The following is a 13784-nucleotide window of genomic DNA, read 5'->3' as shown; positions in this document are numbered from 1 at the left end:
TAGCAAGTATCGATGATCGATCGTCGGGGTGGAGGCATGCTGGAGCGCGAAACGATCCGTGACCGAGCGGATCCGCAGAGTGTGTGGGGATGTGTGCGATGGGGCGACTGACCCGGCGGGCGTTCGCGCTGGCAGCGCTGTCGGCGTTCACCACGACGGGCGCGGCGGCCGCTCCCGCGAGGGAACCGCGGGCGGCCACCGAGATGCGGGGGATGTGGCTGGCGACCGTCTCCAACCGTGACTGGCCGTCCCGCTCCGGCCTGACCGCCGCGGCGCAGCGCGCCGAACTGATCGCCATGCTCGACCTGGCGGTGAGCAGGCGGCTCAACACGGTGATCTTCCAGGTGCGGCCCACGGCCGACGCGCTGTGGCCCTCCCCGTACGAGCCCTGGTCGCAGGTCCTGACCGGCACCCAGGGCAGGTCGCCGGGGTGGGACCCGCTGGGCACGGCCGTCACCGAGGCGCACGCGCGCGGACTGGAGCTGCACGCCTGGTTCAACCCCTACCGGGTCGCGACCCATGACGACCCCACGAGGCTCGTCGCCTCCCACCCCGCCCGCAGGCATCCTCGGTGGGTGATCCCGTTCGGCGGGAAGCTCTACTACAACCCGGGCCTGCCCGAGGTCCGCGCCTTCGTGCAGGACGCGATCCTCGACGCGGTGAAGAGGTACCCCGTGGACGCCGTGCACTTCGACGACTACTTCTATCCGTATCCGGTGGCCGGGCAGACCTTCGACGACGAGGACGCGTACGACACCTACGGCGGAGCCTTCTCCAGCCGGGCGGCCTGGCGGCGCGACAACGTCGACAAGCTGGTGCTGGAGACGGCCGCCCGGATCAAGGCGGTGCGGCCCGGCACCCAGTTCGGGATCAGCCCCTTCGGTGTGTGGCGCAACGCCTCCACCGACTCGCGCGGCTCGGACACCCGGGCGCTCCAGTCGTACGACGACATCCACGCGGACACCCGGAAGTGGGTGCGGGAGGGCTGGATCGACTACGTCGTCCCGCAGCTGTACTGGAACATCGGGCTGTCGGTCGCCGACTACGCCAAGCTCGTGCCCTGGTGGGCGGAGGTGGCGAAGGGCAGCCGCACCCGCCTGTACCTCGGCGAGGCCCTGTACCGGGCGGGTGACCCGGCCCAGCCCGCGGCCTGGCAGGACCCGGCCGAACTGTCGGACCACCTCGAGCTGGCCGCCGCGCACCCCCAGGTCCGCGGTCATGTCTTCTTCGCCGCCAAGGACGTGCGGACGGACCGGATCGGGGCGATGGCGCGGGTGGTCGCCGACCACTACCGGCTGCCGGCGAAGCCCCCGCGCTGATCTACCGTCGTTCCTCGGTCGTCCTGTGCCGGATCTCGGTGTCGGGACCGGGCGAGCACACGCCCTCGTGCCCGTCCGTGAAGCGGACGCGGTACGGGGGGTTTCCTTCCCGGCCCATGACCTCGACGATCTCGCCGACCTTGTCGTGCTGGCCGACCACCCTGCCGTGCTGGACGAACTGGTCGCCCTTGGTTGCGCGCATCTGCTGGGCCTCCTCACCGGGTGCCGCGGTACGTCTGCCGTGCCCTAGCCGCGCGCCCGCTGCGTGACGGCGATGCAGACGAGTACGGCGGCGGCCGTCAGCGGAGCGGCGGGCGTGAGGTGCTCGCCCAGCAGCAGCACCGACCACACCAGTGTGAGCAGGGGTTGGCCCAACTGCAACTGGCTGGCCTTCGGAACGCCGATGAGCGCCATACCCCGGTACCAGACGACCAGGCCGAGGAACTGCGAGCCCGCCGCGACCCACAGCAGCCCCGCCACGCCGTGCGCGGTCAGGTGGACGGGCTCCCGGGCCAGGGCGAGCGCGGCGCCGGGCACCGTGAGCGGCAGGCAGAACACCAGCGCCCAGCCGATCACCTGCCAGCCCGGCATGACCCGGGCCAGCCGTCCGCCCTCGGTGTAGCCGGCCGCGCACACCAGCAGCGCCCCGAACAGATACAGATCGGCGGTGGTCAGGGCCCCGCCGCTCTGCTGCACGGTGAAGGCGACCACCGCGGCGGCACCGGCCAGCGCGGCAGCCCAGAAGGTGCGGGAGGGGCGGGTCCCGATCCGCAGGGCGGACAGCGACGCGGTCGTCAGCGGCAGCAGGCCGACGACGACGGCGGCGTGCGCGGTGGTGGACGTCCGCAGCGCGAGCGTGGTGAGCAGCGGGAAGCCGACGACGACCCCGGCGGCCACGACGGCGAGTCCGGCGGTGTGCCGCCGGGCGGGCAGCGGCACGCGGAGGGCCAGCAGGCATCCGCCCGCGATCAGCGCGGCCAGGACGCTGCGCACGGCGACCAGCGACCAGGGACCGAACCCCTCCAGTCCCCAGGCGGTCGCGGGGAACGTCAGGGAGAAGGCGACGACACCGAGCCCGGCCAGGACCGTGCCGAGGCCGCTCGCCTGCGGGCCGCCGGCGGACGGGCCGGCGGGGGCGTCGGCGGATGCGCTCGCGGGGGCGTCGGCGGGCGGGTGGTCCCGGGTGCCGCTCGGGGGCCCGGCCGGGGTGCTGACCGCTATCGCGGGGCTCTCGGTAGCGCTACTCTGTGTCCTCATGCACGAGCGTAGCAGTGTGGGTGAACTGGTGGAACGGCTGCGAGGTGAGCTCGACCGCTACTCTCCTGGTGGAAAGCTTCCGTCGAGCAGGGCCCTGGTCGAACGGTTCAGGGTGAGCCCGGTGACCGTCTCGCGGGCCCTGGCGCAGCTGGCCGCCGAGGGGCTGGTGGTCACCCGGCCCGGCGCGGGCGCCTTCCGGGCCCGTCCGGCGCGCGCGGTGAACGCTCCCGCGGGAGACACCTCCTGGCAGGAGGTCACGCTGAGCGCGGACGGCGCCGCCGATCTCGTCCCGCGCTCGGTGGACGCCTCCGGCGTCACCGTGTCGCTGGCCGCCCCGCCACCCGGCGTGATCGAGTTCAACGGCGGCTATCTGCATCCCTCGCTCCAGCCGGAGCGGGCGATGGCCGCGGCCCTGGCCCGGGCCGGGCGTCGGCCGGGCGCCTGGGGACGGCCGCCCATGGAGGGCCTGCCGGAGCTGCGCGAGTGGTTCGCGCGGACCATCGGAGGCTCCGTGACCGCGGCCGAGGTGCTGGTCAGCGCGGGGGGCCAGACCTCACTCACCACCGCCCTGCGCGCCCTCGCCCCGCCCGGGGCGCCGGTGCTCGTGGAGTCGCCCACCTACCCGGGCATGCTCGCGATCGCCAGGGCGGCGGGACTGCGCCCCGTACCGGTCCCGGTCGACCCGGACGGGGTCAGGCCCGGGCTGCTCGCCGACGCGTTCAGGGCGACCGGCGCCCGGGTCTTCGTCTGCCAGCCGCTGTTCCAGAACCCGACCGGCGCCGTCCTCGCCCCGGACCGGCGCGCGCAGGTGCTGCGCATCGCACGGGAGGCGGGCGCGTTCGTCGTCGAGGACGACTTCGTGCGGCGGCTCGCGCACGAGGACGCCGGGCAACTGCCGCGCCCGCTCGCCGCCGACGACCCCGACGGTGTCGTCGTGCACGTCGGCTCGCTGACCAAGGCGACCTCACCGAGCTTCCGGGTCAGCGCGCTGGCCGCCCGCGGCCCGGTCCTGGAGCGGCTGCGCGCCATCCAGGTCGTCGACACCTTCTTCGTGCCCCGCCCGCTCCAGGAGGCGGCCCTCGAACTCGTCGGCTCGCCCGCCTGGCCCCGCCATCTGCGGTCCATCGCCGCCGAGTTGAGGGCTCGACGGGAGGCGATGACCGCCGCGCTGCGGGTGACGCTGCCCGAACTGACCCTCCCGCACGTCCCGTCCGGCGGTTACCACCTGTGGCTGCGGCTGCCCGACGGCGGCGACGAGGCCGCGTTCACGGCCGCCGCCCTGCGCGCGGGCGTCGCGCTCACCCCCGGCCGCCCCTACTTCAGCGCCGAACCACCGGCCGCCCACGTGCGGTTGAGCTTCGCGGCCGTCGCCGGGACAGCTGAGATCACGGAGGGGGTACGGCGGCTGCGGGCGGCGTGCGACGAGGTCTTCGCCGGAAAAGGTTCGACATGACGATCGCCGCCCTGTGAGGATCCGGCCATGACTGTCACGGATGCCATGAACGCCGTTCCACCTCTCGCCGAGGGCTACGAGATCTCCGCCGACTCCGCCCGCATCGACGTCGACCGCGTGCACCACTGGCTGTCCACGGACGCCTACTGGGCCCTCGGGCGCGAGCGGGAGCGGCAGGAGAAGGCGATCGCCGGTTCGCTGAACTTCGGCGTCTACGACACCGCGTCGGGGGAGCAGGTCGCCTACGCGCGGGTGGTGACCGACCTCGCCGAGTTCGCGTGGCTGTGCGACGTCTACGTGGACCGGGCGGCGCGCGGCAAGGGTCTCGGGACGGCTCTCGTCGCCGCCGTCCGCGACCACCTGCGCTCGCACGGCCTGCGCCGCATCCTGCTCGCCACGCACGACGCGCACGGGGTCTACCGGCAGGTCGGCTTCGAGGCGCTGGAGAAGCCGGACAACTGGATGGCCCTGATCTTCGCGAAGCCCGGTTCGGCGTGACGGGTTCGGCGTGACGAAGCCGGGGGTGACGGGTTCGGCGGGACGGAACCGGCGTGACGAAGCCGGGGGTGACGGGTTCGGCGGGACGGAACCGGCGTGACGAAGCCGGGAGTGACGGGTTCGGTGTGAGAGGGCCGGACGCGGCCGGGCGGCGGGCTCCGGGTGGCCGGATCCGGACGTCGTGATCGGGACATCATGCGGGGGACACCGCTTTCTGGCGACTTGTCCGGCAGGTCCTGACCCGACGGTAAGTTTTCTTCCGGCCGTCGGCCGACAGCTCTTGACCTGCGCAGTTACGCGGCTCACCATCACCGCATGCCACTTCGGGTCACGTTCGTCGCCGCCGCTCGCAGCTCCTCGCTGCTCGCGGAACGCTTCGAGGACGACCGGCCGCTGGACCAGGACGGCTGGGCTGAGGTGCTGCAAGTGGCCGACGCCCTGCTGCCGCTCGCGGCCGCCGAGCTGCGCTACTGCTCACCCACCCCGCGCAGCCGCGCCACCGGGGACGCGCTCGGCTACGCGCCGCTGGTGCAGCTCGCCCTGCGGGACTGCGACATGGGCCGCTGGCGGGGCCTCACGCTGGGCGAGGCGATGGCCCGCGAGCCGGAGGCCGTGGACGCCTGGCTCGCTGATCCGCTCGCCACTCCGCACGGCGGCGAGTCGCTGTTCTCGTTCATCACCAGGGTCGCCGGCTGGCTCGACACCCGGCCGGTGGGCGACGGCGGCCGGATCGTCGCCGTCGCCGAGCCGAGCGTCATCCGGGCGGCCCTGGTGTACGCGCTGAAGGCGCCGCCCTCGACGTACTGGAACATCGATGTGCGCCCGCTGTCGACGACGACCGTGACGGGCCGCGCCGGTCGCTGGAACCTCCGCCTCGAAGGGGCCTCGGCTCAGCCCAGCCGCGCGTAGTCGGTGATGAGCGACAGGTCCTTGGCGGGGCCCGCCACCCGCCAGACCGTCCGCCAGTGGTCCGCGTCCCGCACGGTGAACTCGCCCCGGTAGAGGTCGGCGGAGCAGGGGTGGTCGGCGATGTGCCGCCCCGTCGTCAGGTCCAGGTCGTGGAAGGGGCGGCCGTCGGCGAACCGTACGTCCGCCGTGCCGGGCGTCGGCCCCGGCAGGAATCGCAGGGTGCGCTCGGCGGGCCGGGGGACCCCGAGCCAGACGAACGTGCCGGTCTCCCGGTGCAGCAGCCCGCCCGCGTCCCCGGCCCCGCCGTCGCCCTCGTCCAGGGCGTCGAACACCGTGACCCCGTCGAAGCGGCCCTCGGCGCCGCTCGCCAGGTCCCGTACCGACCGGGTGACCCGCCAGCTTCCCCGGAGGTAGGCCAGGGCGTCCGGCACTGGCCGGAACTCGTCCATGCGTTCCTCGCTTCCGACACTTTCGCCGCCGCACGCCCCATTGACGTGTCCAGGTCCCCTCCCTATCTTGCCGTTCGAAGTGCTGATCACCGTCTGATATTTCGAACAACTCGCCTTATCGAGCCGCGGAGTATTCATGCCACGCAGCACCACCCGCACCCGCTGGGGACTGGGTCTCGCGACCACCGCCCTCCTGACGGCCACCGCCCTGGTCCCCGCCCCGGCGCACGCCGAGGCCGTGACCGACTACGCCATCACCGTCGATCCCGCCGCCGGGGGCGTGAAGATCGACGACACGATGTACGGCGTCTTCTTCGAGGACATCAACCGGGCGGCCGACGGCGGTCTGTACGCCGAACTCGTGCAGAACCGGTCCTTCGAGTACTCCACCGTCGACAACCGCTCGTACACCCCGCTGACCTCCTGGACGGTCGACGGCACCGCGCAGGTCCTGGACGACGCAGGCCGCCTCAACGACCGCAACCGCAACTACCTCTCCCTGGGCGCCGGTTCCTCCGTGACCAACGCCGGCTACAACACCGGTGTCCGGGTCGAGCAGGGCAAGAAGTACGACTTCTCGGTGTGGGCGCGCGCCGGGAGCGGCAGCACGCTCACCGTGAGCCTCCAGGACGCGGACGGCGCGCTCGCCACCGCCCGCAGGGTCGCCGTCCGCGGTGACGGCTGGGTCAGGTACCGGGCCGCCTTCACCGCCACCCGCACCAGCGACGCGGGCCGTCTGTCGGTGGCCTCCTCGGCCGCGGCCGCCCTCGACATGGTGTCCCTGTTCCCCCGTGACACATACCGCAACGAGCCCAACGGGCTGCGCAAGGACCTCGCCGAGAAGATCGCCGCCCTCGACCCGGGCTTCGTGCGCTTCCCCGGCGGCTGCCTGGTCAACACCGGCTCCATGCGGGACTATAGCGAGGCCTCCGGCTGGCAGCGCGCCCGCTCCTACCAGTGGAAGGACACCGTCGGACCCGTCGAGGAGCGCGCCACCAACTCCAACTTCTGGGGCTACAACCAGAGTTACGGCCTCGGCTACTACGAGTACTTCCGCTTCGCCGAGGACATCGGCGCGATGCCGCTGCCCGTCGTGCCCGCCCTGGTGACCGGCTGCGGCCAGAACCAGGCCGTCGTCGACGACGCGCTGCTGAAGCGCCACATCCAGGACACGCTGGACCTCATCGAGTTCGCCAACGGCCCGGTCACCTCCACCTGGGGCGGGAAGCGGGCCCGGATGGGCCACCCCCGGCCGTTCCACCTCACGCACCTCGAAGTGGGCAACGAGGAGAACCTGCCCGCCGAGTTCTTCGCCCGCTTCGAGCAGTTCCGCGCCGCGATCGCGGCGAAGTACCCGGACATCACCGTCATCTCCAACTCCGGCCCCGACGACGCGGGCGCGACCTTCGACACGGCCTGGCAGCTGAACCGGGACGCGGACGTCGCGATGGTCGACGAGCACTACTACAACGGCCCGCAGTGGTTCCTCCAGAACAACGACCGCTACGACTCCTACGACCGCACCGGCCCCAAGGTCTTCCTCGGCGAGTACGCCTCCTGGGGCAACGCCTTCAAGAACGGGCTGGCCGAGGCGGCCTTCATGACGGGTCTGGAACGCAACGCGGACGTCGTCCGGCTCGCCTCCTACGCGCCGCTGTTCGCGAACGAGGACTACGTGCAGTGGAGCCCGGACCTGGTGTGGTTCAACAACCACGCCTCCTGGCACTCGGCCAACTACGAGGTCCAGAAGCTGTTCATGACGAACGTCGGCGACCGGGTGGTGCCGTCGACGGCCACCGGGACCCCGTCCCTCCAGGGGCCCATCACCGGCGCCGTCGGCCTGTCGACCTGGGCCACCGGTGCGGCCTACGACGACGTGAAGGTGACCGCCGCGAACGGCGACACGCTGCTGAGCGACGACTTCTCCGGCGATGCCGCGCGGTGGACGCACACGGGCGGCGGCAGCTGGTCGCTCCAGGACGGGCAGTACGTGCAGACCGACACCGCCGCCGAGAACACCATGGTCTCGGCCGGTGACGCCGGCTGGCACGACTACGAACTGCACGTGAAGGCCACCAAGAAGTCAGGCAAGGAGGGCTTCCTGGTCGCCTTCGGCGTCAAGGACACCGGCAACTACTACTGGTGGAACCTCGGCGGCTGGAACAACACCCAGTCCGCCGTCGAGCAGGCCGTGGACGGCGGCAAGTCGACGCTGATCTCCAGGGCCGGGTCCGTCGAGACGGGCCGCGCCTACGACATCGACATCAAGGTGCGGGGCCGACAGGTCACCCTCTACCTCGACGGCCAGGAGTGGGGCAGCTTCACCGACGACAAGCCGGCCGAGCCGTTCCGCCAGGTCGTCACCCGGGACAAGAGGACCGGCGACCTGATCGTCAAGGTCGTCAACGCCCAGTCCGCGGACGCCCGTACGGCGATCGACCTGGGCGGCGCCGAGGTCGCGTCCAGGGCGAAGGTGACCACGCTGGCCGCCGCGCCGGACGCGGTCAACACGGAGGCGGCGACCCCGGTCGCACCGGTGACCTCCACCTTCACCGGGGTCGCGGGCGAGTTCACCTACACCTTCCCGGCGAACTCGATCACCTTCCTGCGGATCAGGCAGCGATAGCGGACCCCGGCGGGGTGCGGGCGGCCGCGGCCCGCACCCCGCCGGGTCTCCTCGTGCCTTCGGGCGTCCGTGCCGTTCAGCATCCCCCCGCCCCTTCTGCCCCTTCAGACGCCCTTGCGCCGGAACCAGCCGCGCCTCGGCGGCGGCAGGTGCGACAGCGACCTCGACGCCGGTGACTGCGGCGGCGGTGACTGCGACGCCGGTGACTGCGGTCCGGCCGGTCCGGCGAACGGCGGCAGGGCCTTGAAACGGTCGTCGAAGGTGATCGTGGGCGTGATCCGGTGCAGGGCCGCGCGCACGAGGGTCAGCGGATGGCCGGGGAACCGGGCGTCCCACCGCTCGTCGTCGCCGACGTGGTACGGCAGGCCTCCGGACTCTCGGCCAGGCTCTCCGCCCGGCTGCTCGCCCGTGTAGGGGTGGGGCCGGAAGTACGCGGCCGGGCCCACCTCCGCCAGGATCACGGCCTCCCGCATCCCGGTCGTGGCACCCTCGGCGGCCTGCACCTTCACGACCGTGCTGGACCCGGCCCTGGGCACGGTCCAGGAGCCGAGGAACGCCTGCCCCCGCCGACTGCCCAGCGGCATCTTGACCAGCTGGCGGACCGCCGGGACGCCGTCCACGGAACCGGGCGCCGCCTCGATCAGCCCGCCTCCGACCCCGGCCACCAGCCGCGTGAGTCCCGCCCCGAGCCGTTCCGGCTCGTGCAGCGGAGCGGGCAGGTCCGGGATCAGGGGAAAGAAGTGGACCGACAGGACGAGTCCCGCCGCGTCGGTCCATACCCCGGGTTCCCGCTCGGTGAATCCCGTCAGGTCAAGGCCGGTTATCGGTGTCATGGCGATCACCGGGTCGAGGTTACGCACGCGCAAGGCCTGGGCAAAGATCGCTCCGGGCACCGCCCGGGCATGGATTGCATAAACGTGCAACGAAACGTATAGTCATGCCGTCCAGGAGGAGGAGTCATGGTGGTACGTGCGGCGGTGGCCGGAGCGAGCGGGTACGCGGGCGGAGAGCTGCTGCGCCTGCTCCTCACGCACCCCGAGGTCGAGATCGGCGCCCTGACCGGCAATTCCAACGCCGGCCAGCCACTGGGCGCGCTCCAGCCGCACCTGCTGCCGCTGGCCGGCCGGATCCTCCAGGAGACCACCCCCGAGGTACTGGCCGGACACGAGGTCGTCTTCCTCGCCCTGCCGCACGGCCAGTCCGCCGCCGTCGCCGAGCAGCTCGGCCCGGAGGCCCTCGTCGTCGACATGGGCGCCGACTTCCGGCTGGAGGACGCCGCCGACTGGGAGCGGTTCTACGGCTCCGCGCACGCCGGTACCTGGCCCTACGGCCTTCCCGAACTGCCGGGTGGCCGCGCCGCGCTGGAGGGGTCCAAGCGCATCGCGGTCCCCGGTTGCTACCCGACGGCCGTCTCGCTCGCGCTGTTCCCGGCGTACGCGGCGGGCCTGGCCGAGCAGGAGGCCGTGATCGTCGCCGCCTCCGGCACCTCGGGCGCCGGCAAGTCGCCCAAGACGCATCTGCTGGGCTCCGAGGTCATGGGCTCCGTCTCGCCGTACGGCGTCGGCGGCGTCCACCGGCACACGCCCGAGATGATCCAGAACCTGAGCGCGGCGGCGGGGGAGCCGGTCTCCGTCTCCTTCACCCCCACCCTCGTGCCGATGTCCCGCGGCATCCTCGCCACGTGCAGCGCCAGGGCGAAGCCCGGCGTCACCGCCGAGTCCGTCCGCGCCGCCTACGAGAAGGCCTTCGCCGACGAGCCGTTCGTCCATCTGCTCCCCGAGGGGCAGTGGCCCGCCACGGCGTCCGTCCACGGTTCCAACGCCGTTCAGGTGCAGGTCGCGTACGACGCGGCCGTGGACCGGATCATCGCCATCAGCGCCATCGACAACCTGACCAAGGGCACCGCCGGCGGCGCCCTCCAGAGCATGAACATCGCCCTCGGGCTCGAAGAGACCACCGGGCTTTCCACGATCGGAGTCGCACCGTGAGCGTCACGGCAGCCAAGGGATTCACGGCGTCGGGCATCGCCGCCGGGATCAAGCAGAACGGCAACCCGGACCTGGCCCTCGTGGTCAACACCGGGCCCCGCCGCGCGGCCGCCGGCGTCTTCACCTCGAACCGCGTCAAGGCCGCCCCCGTGCTGTGGTCCGAGCAGGTCCTCAAGAGCGGCCGGCTGTCCGCCGTGATCCTCAACTCCGGCGGCGCCAACGCCTGTACGGGGCCGAAGGGCTTCCAGGACACGCACGCGACCGCCGAGAAGGTCGCCGAGGCGCTGGACCTGGGCGCGGGTGAGGTCGCCGTCGCCTCCACCGGACTCATCGGCGTCCTGCTCCCGATGGACAAGCTGCTGCCGGGGGTCGAGACCGCGGTCGGTCAACTCTCCGAGCACGGCGGCGAGAAGGCCGCCATCGCCATCAAGACCACCGACACCGTCCACAAGACGTCCGTGGTCACCCGGGGAGGCTGGACCGTCGGCGGTATGGCCAAGGGCGCGGGCATGCTCGCCCCCGGACTCGCCACCATGCTGGTCGTCCTCACCACCGACGCCGACCTCGACAGCGAGACCCTGGACAAGGCGCTGCGCGCCGCCACCAGGGTCACCTTCGACCGGGTCGACTCCGACGGCTGCATGTCGACCAACGACACCGTGCTGCTGCTCGCCTCCGGTGCCTCCGAAGTCACCCCGGAGTACGAGGAGTTCGCCGCCGCCGTCCGGACCGTCTGCGACGACCTCGGCCAGCAGCTGATCCGGGACGCCGAGGGCGCCAGCAAGGACATCAAGATCGAGGTGGTCAACGCCGCGAGCGAGGACGACGCCGTCGAGGTGGGCCGCTCCATCGCCCGCAACAACCTCCTCAAGTGCGCGATCCACGGCGAGGACCCCAACTGGGGCCGGGTGCTCTCCGCGATCGGCACGACCGGGGCCGTCTTCGAGGCCGACCGGCTCAACGTCGCCATCAACGGCGTCTGGGTCTGCAAGAACGGCGGCGTCGGGGAGGACCGCGAGAAGGTCGACATGCGCTACCGCGAGGTGCACATCGTCGCCGACCTCGCCGCCGGCTCCGAGACGGCCACCATCTGGACCAACGACCTGACCGCGGACTACGTCCACGAGAACAGCGCCTACTCCTCATGAGCAACGTCACGCGGAAGCACACCGCGCTCCCCAAGGCCCAGATCCTCATCGAGGCGCTGCCCTGGCTGACCCGGCACAACGGCAGGACCGTCGTCATCAAGTTCGGCGGCAACGCCATGATCGACGAGGACCTGAAGGCCGCCTTCGCCCAGGACGTCGTCTTCCTGCGGCACGCCGGGCTCCATGTCGTCGTCGTGCACGGCGGCGGCCCGCAGATCAGCGCCGCCCTCGACCGGCACGGCATCGTCAGCGAGTTCAAGGCCGGCCTGCGGGTCACCACCGAGGACGCCATGGACGTCGTACGGATGGTGCTCGCCGGACAGGTCCAGCGCGAGCTGGTCGGGCTGCTGAACCAGCACGGGCCGCTCGCCGTCGGGTTGACCGGCGAGGACGCGCACACCATCACCGCCACCAAGCACCAGCCCGAGATCGACGGCGAACTGGTCGACATCGGACGGGTCGGCGAGATCACCGCGATCGACACCGGCGCCATCGAGGCGCTGCTCGCCGACGGCCGCATCCCGGTCGTCTCGTCGATCGCCCGCTCCCAGGACGACGGACATGTCTACAACGTCAATGCTGATACGGCGGCTGCGGCACTCGCTGCGGCACTGGGGGCCGAAACCCTCATGGTCCTCACGGACGTCGAGGGCCTCTACGAGGACTGGCCGAACAGCGACGAGGTGATCAGCCGCCTCACCGCTTCCCAGCTGGAGAAGCTGCTGCCGGAGCTGAGCTCCGGGATGGTCCCGAAGATGGAGGGCTGTCTGCACGCCGTGCGCAACGGCGTGAACACCGCCCGCGTCATCGACGGGCGGGTCCAGCACTCGATCCTGCTGGAGATCTTCACCGACGAAGGCATCGGCACGATGGTCGTGCCCGACGAGAAGCCGCACGCAGAGCCGGCCGCGCGGCCGGGCGCACAGGGGGAGCCGTCATGAGCAACGAAGAACTGACCGCGCGGTGGCAGAGCGCGCTCATGAACAACTACGGCACCCCGCTGCTGCCGCTCGTCCGCGGCGCCGGAACCCGCGTCTGGGACGCCGACGGCAAGGAGTACCTCGACTTCGTCGGCGGCATCGCGGTCAACGCGCTCGGCCACGCCCACCCGGCCGTCGTCGAGGCCGTGAGCCGGCAGATCGGCTCCCTCGGCCACATCTCCAACTTCTTCCTGTCCGAGCCGACCGTCACGCTCGCCGAACGGCTGCTCCAGCACTTCGGCCGGGACGGCAGGGTCTTCTTCTGCAACTCGGGCGCGGAGGCCAACGAGGCCGCGTTCAAGATCGGCCGGCTGACCGGGCGGACCCACGTCGTCGCCACCGAGGGCGCCTTCCACGGCCGGACCATGGGCGCCCTGGCGCTCACCGGCCAGCCCGGCAAGCGGGACCCGTTCCTGCCGCTGCCCGGCGAGGTCACCCATGTCCCGTTCGGCGACGCGCAGGCGCTGGCCGCCGCGGTCACCGAGGAGACGGCGCTCGTCGTCCTCGAGCCGATCCAGGGCGAACTGGGTGTCGTGGTGCCGCCGGCCGGCTATCTCAAGGCGGCCCGCGCGATCACCGCCGCGACCGGCGCGCTGCTGGTCCTCGACGAGGTGCAGACCGGCGTCGGCCGGACCGGGCACTGGTTCGAGTACCAGGCCCACGAGGGCGTCCTGCCGGACGTCGTGACGCTGGCCAAGGGCCTCGGCGGCGGACTGCCACTGGGTGCGACGATCGCCTTCGGACGCGCCGCCGAGCTGCTCCGGCCCGGCCACCACGGCACCACCTTCGGCGGCAACCCCGTCGCCTGCGCCGCCGGACTCGCCGTTCTCGACACCATCGAGAACGACGGGTTGCTGGAGAACGTCAAGCGGCAGAGCGAGAAGTTGCGGACCGGGATCGAGGGTACGGGCCACCCGTTGATCGATTATGTCCGGGGAGCGGGCCTGCTCCTGGGTATCGTGCTCACCGAGCCCCGCGCGCCCCAGGTGCGGAAGGCGGCTCAGGAGGCCGGATTCCTGGTGAACGTACCCGCCCCCGACGTCGTCCGGCTGATGCCGCCGCTGAACCTCGGCGATGACGAGGCGGAGGCGTTCCTCGGGGCGCTGCCCGGCATCCTCGACGCAGCCGCGACGAGCGGGGAGTGACGATCCGGAGAA

The 13784-nt window shown here is 72.0% G+C and carries 13 protein-coding genes; 9 read left to right on the top strand and 4 right to left on the bottom strand.

Annotated features, from left to right (window positions below):
• Positions 1–98: 98 nt before the first annotated feature.
• Entirely contained in the window at positions 99–1319 is a 1221-nt protein-coding gene (locus tag AOQ37_RS24320; RefSeq protein ID WP_062646827.1) for a glycoside hydrolase family 10-like protein, read from the top strand.
• Position 1320: 1 nt separating this feature from the next.
• On the opposite strand, the gene AOQ37_RS24315 is transcribed toward AOQ37_RS24320, so the two are convergent.
• The gene (locus tag AOQ37_RS24315) at positions 1321–1521 is read right to left on the bottom strand and encodes a DUF1918 domain-containing protein (RefSeq protein ID WP_062646825.1); all 201 of its coding nucleotides are present in this window, start codon (positions 1519–1521) and stop codon (positions 1321–1323) included.
• 44 nt (positions 1522–1565) lie between these two features.
• Positions 1566–2576: a DMT family transporter gene (locus AOQ37_RS24310; protein ID WP_062646823.1), complete on the bottom strand. Its 1011-nt coding sequence runs from the start codon at positions 2574–2576 to the stop codon at positions 1566–1568.
• On the opposite strand from AOQ37_RS24310, the gene AOQ37_RS24305 reads away from it, so the two are divergent.
• From AOQ37_RS24305 to AOQ37_RS24295, 3 genes are all read left to right on the top strand, one after another.
• Positions 2575–4029, top strand: a complete 1455-nt coding sequence (locus AOQ37_RS24305) for an aminotransferase-like domain-containing protein (RefSeq protein WP_062646821.1) — start codon at positions 2575–2577, stop codon at positions 4027–4029. The genes AOQ37_RS24310 and AOQ37_RS24305 overlap by 2 nt on opposite strands.
• A gap of 45 nt (positions 4030–4074) precedes the next feature.
• Complete coding sequence (locus AOQ37_RS24300; RefSeq protein WP_062647224.1) at positions 4075–4527, top strand: GNAT family N-acetyltransferase; 453 nt, start codon at positions 4075–4077, stop codon at positions 4525–4527.
• 315 nt (positions 4528–4842) lie between these two features.
• Positions 4843–5436, top strand: coding sequence for a histidine phosphatase family protein (locus AOQ37_RS24295; protein WP_062646819.1), 594 nt, complete (start codon positions 4843–4845; stop codon positions 5434–5436).
• Here the strand turns inward: AOQ37_RS24295 and AOQ37_RS24290 are convergent.
• Positions 5418–5885 carry a DUF6314 family protein gene (locus AOQ37_RS24290; protein ID WP_062646817.1) on the bottom strand — a complete coding sequence of 156 codons (468 nt, stop codon included), beginning with the start codon at positions 5883–5885 and terminating at the stop codon, positions 5418–5420. The genes AOQ37_RS24295 and AOQ37_RS24290 overlap by 19 nt on opposite strands.
• A 136-nt stretch (positions 5886–6021) precedes the next feature.
• On the opposite strand from AOQ37_RS24290, the gene AOQ37_RS24285 reads away from it, so the two are divergent.
• The gene (locus AOQ37_RS24285) at positions 6022–8511 is read left to right on the top strand and encodes an alpha-L-arabinofuranosidase family protein (RefSeq protein WP_062646815.1); all 2490 of its coding nucleotides are present in this window, start codon (positions 6022–6024) and stop codon (positions 8509–8511) included.
• Positions 8512–8615: 104 nt separating this feature from the next.
• Here the strand turns inward: AOQ37_RS24285 and AOQ37_RS24280 are convergent, their stop codons facing one another.
• The gene (locus AOQ37_RS24280) at positions 8616–9344 is read right to left on the bottom strand and encodes a hypothetical protein (RefSeq protein ID WP_062647223.1); all 729 of its coding nucleotides are present in this window, start codon (positions 9342–9344) and stop codon (positions 8616–8618) included.
• A gap of 126 nt (positions 9345–9470) precedes the next feature.
• On the opposite strand from AOQ37_RS24280, the gene argC reads away from it, so the two are divergent.
• Genes argC through AOQ37_RS24260 form a run of 4 tightly spaced genes read left to right on the top strand, consistent with a single transcriptional unit; the run spans position 9471 to position 13772 of the window.
• Positions 9471–10499 carry an N-acetyl-gamma-glutamyl-phosphate reductase gene (gene argC, locus AOQ37_RS24275; protein WP_062646812.1) on the top strand — a complete coding sequence of 343 codons (1029 nt, stop codon included), beginning with the start codon at positions 9471–9473 and terminating at the stop codon, positions 10497–10499.
• Positions 10496–11647, top strand: a complete 1152-nt coding sequence (argJ, locus tag AOQ37_RS24270; RefSeq protein ID WP_062646810.1) for a bifunctional glutamate N-acetyltransferase/amino-acid acetyltransferase ArgJ — start codon at positions 10496–10498, stop codon at positions 11645–11647. The genes argC and argJ overlap by 4 nt, the downstream gene beginning before the upstream one ends.
• Complete coding sequence (argB, locus tag AOQ37_RS24265; protein ID WP_062646808.1) at positions 11644–12588, top strand: acetylglutamate kinase; 945 nt, start codon at positions 11644–11646, stop codon at positions 12586–12588. Before argJ ends, argB begins: the two co-directional genes overlap by 4 nt.
• Positions 12585–13772, top strand: coding sequence for an acetylornithine transaminase (locus AOQ37_RS24260; protein ID WP_062646806.1), 1188 nt, complete (start codon positions 12585–12587; stop codon positions 13770–13772). The genes argB and AOQ37_RS24260 overlap by 4 nt, the downstream gene beginning before the upstream one ends.
• Positions 13773–13784: the final 12 nt, after the last annotated feature.

It is taken from the genome of Streptomyces maremycinicus, assembly GCF_001184025.1.
In the GTDB taxonomy this organism is placed as follows: domain Bacteria; phylum Actinomycetota; class Actinomycetes; order Streptomycetales; family Streptomycetaceae; genus Streptomyces; species Streptomyces maremycinicus.
The sequence above is the reverse complement of the archived record's forward strand: the minus strand, read 5'-3'. Positions and strand labels throughout refer to the sequence as shown.

Bases quoted from the DNA above. Each gene is read 5' to 3' on its own strand.
- AOQ37_RS24260 (WP_062646806.1), top strand. From the start codon at position 12,585: ATGAGCAACGAAGAACTGACCGCGCGGTGGCAGAGCGCGCTCATGAAC.
- AOQ37_RS24300 (WP_062647224.1), top strand. From the start codon at position 4,075: ATGAACGCCGTTCCACCTCTCGCCGAGGGCTACGAGATCTCCGCCGAC.
- AOQ37_RS24295 (WP_062646819.1), top strand. From the start codon at position 4,843: ATGCCACTTCGGGTCACGTTCGTCGCCGCCGCTCGCAGCTCCTCGCTG.
- AOQ37_RS24320 (WP_062646827.1), top strand. From the start codon at position 99: ATGGGGCGACTGACCCGGCGGGCGTTCGCGCTGGCAGCGCTGTCGGCG.
- argB (WP_062646808.1), top strand. From the start codon at position 11,644: ATGAGCAACGTCACGCGGAAGCACACCGCGCTCCCCAAGGCCCAGATC.
- AOQ37_RS24285 (WP_062646815.1), top strand. From the start codon at position 6,022: ATGCCACGCAGCACCACCCGCACCCGCTGGGGACTGGGTCTCGCGACC.
- AOQ37_RS24315 (WP_062646825.1), bottom strand. From the start codon at position 1,521: ATGCGCGCAACCAAGGGCGACCAGTTCGTCCAGCACGGCAGGGTGGTC.
- AOQ37_RS24310 (WP_062646823.1), bottom strand. From the start codon at position 2,576: ATGAGGACACAGAGTAGCGCTACCGAGAGCCCCGCGATAGCGGTCAGC.
- AOQ37_RS24280 (WP_062647223.1), bottom strand. From the start codon at position 9,344: ATGACACCGATAACCGGCCTTGACCTGACGGGATTCACCGAGCGGGAA.
- AOQ37_RS24290 (WP_062646817.1), bottom strand. From the start codon at position 5,885: ATGGACGAGTTCCGGCCAGTGCCGGACGCCCTGGCCTACCTCCGGGGA.
- argC (WP_062646812.1), top strand. From the start codon at position 9,471: ATGGTGGTACGTGCGGCGGTGGCCGGAGCGAGCGGGTACGCGGGCGGA.
- AOQ37_RS24305 (WP_062646821.1), top strand. From the start codon at position 2,575: ATGCACGAGCGTAGCAGTGTGGGTGAACTGGTGGAACGGCTGCGAGGT.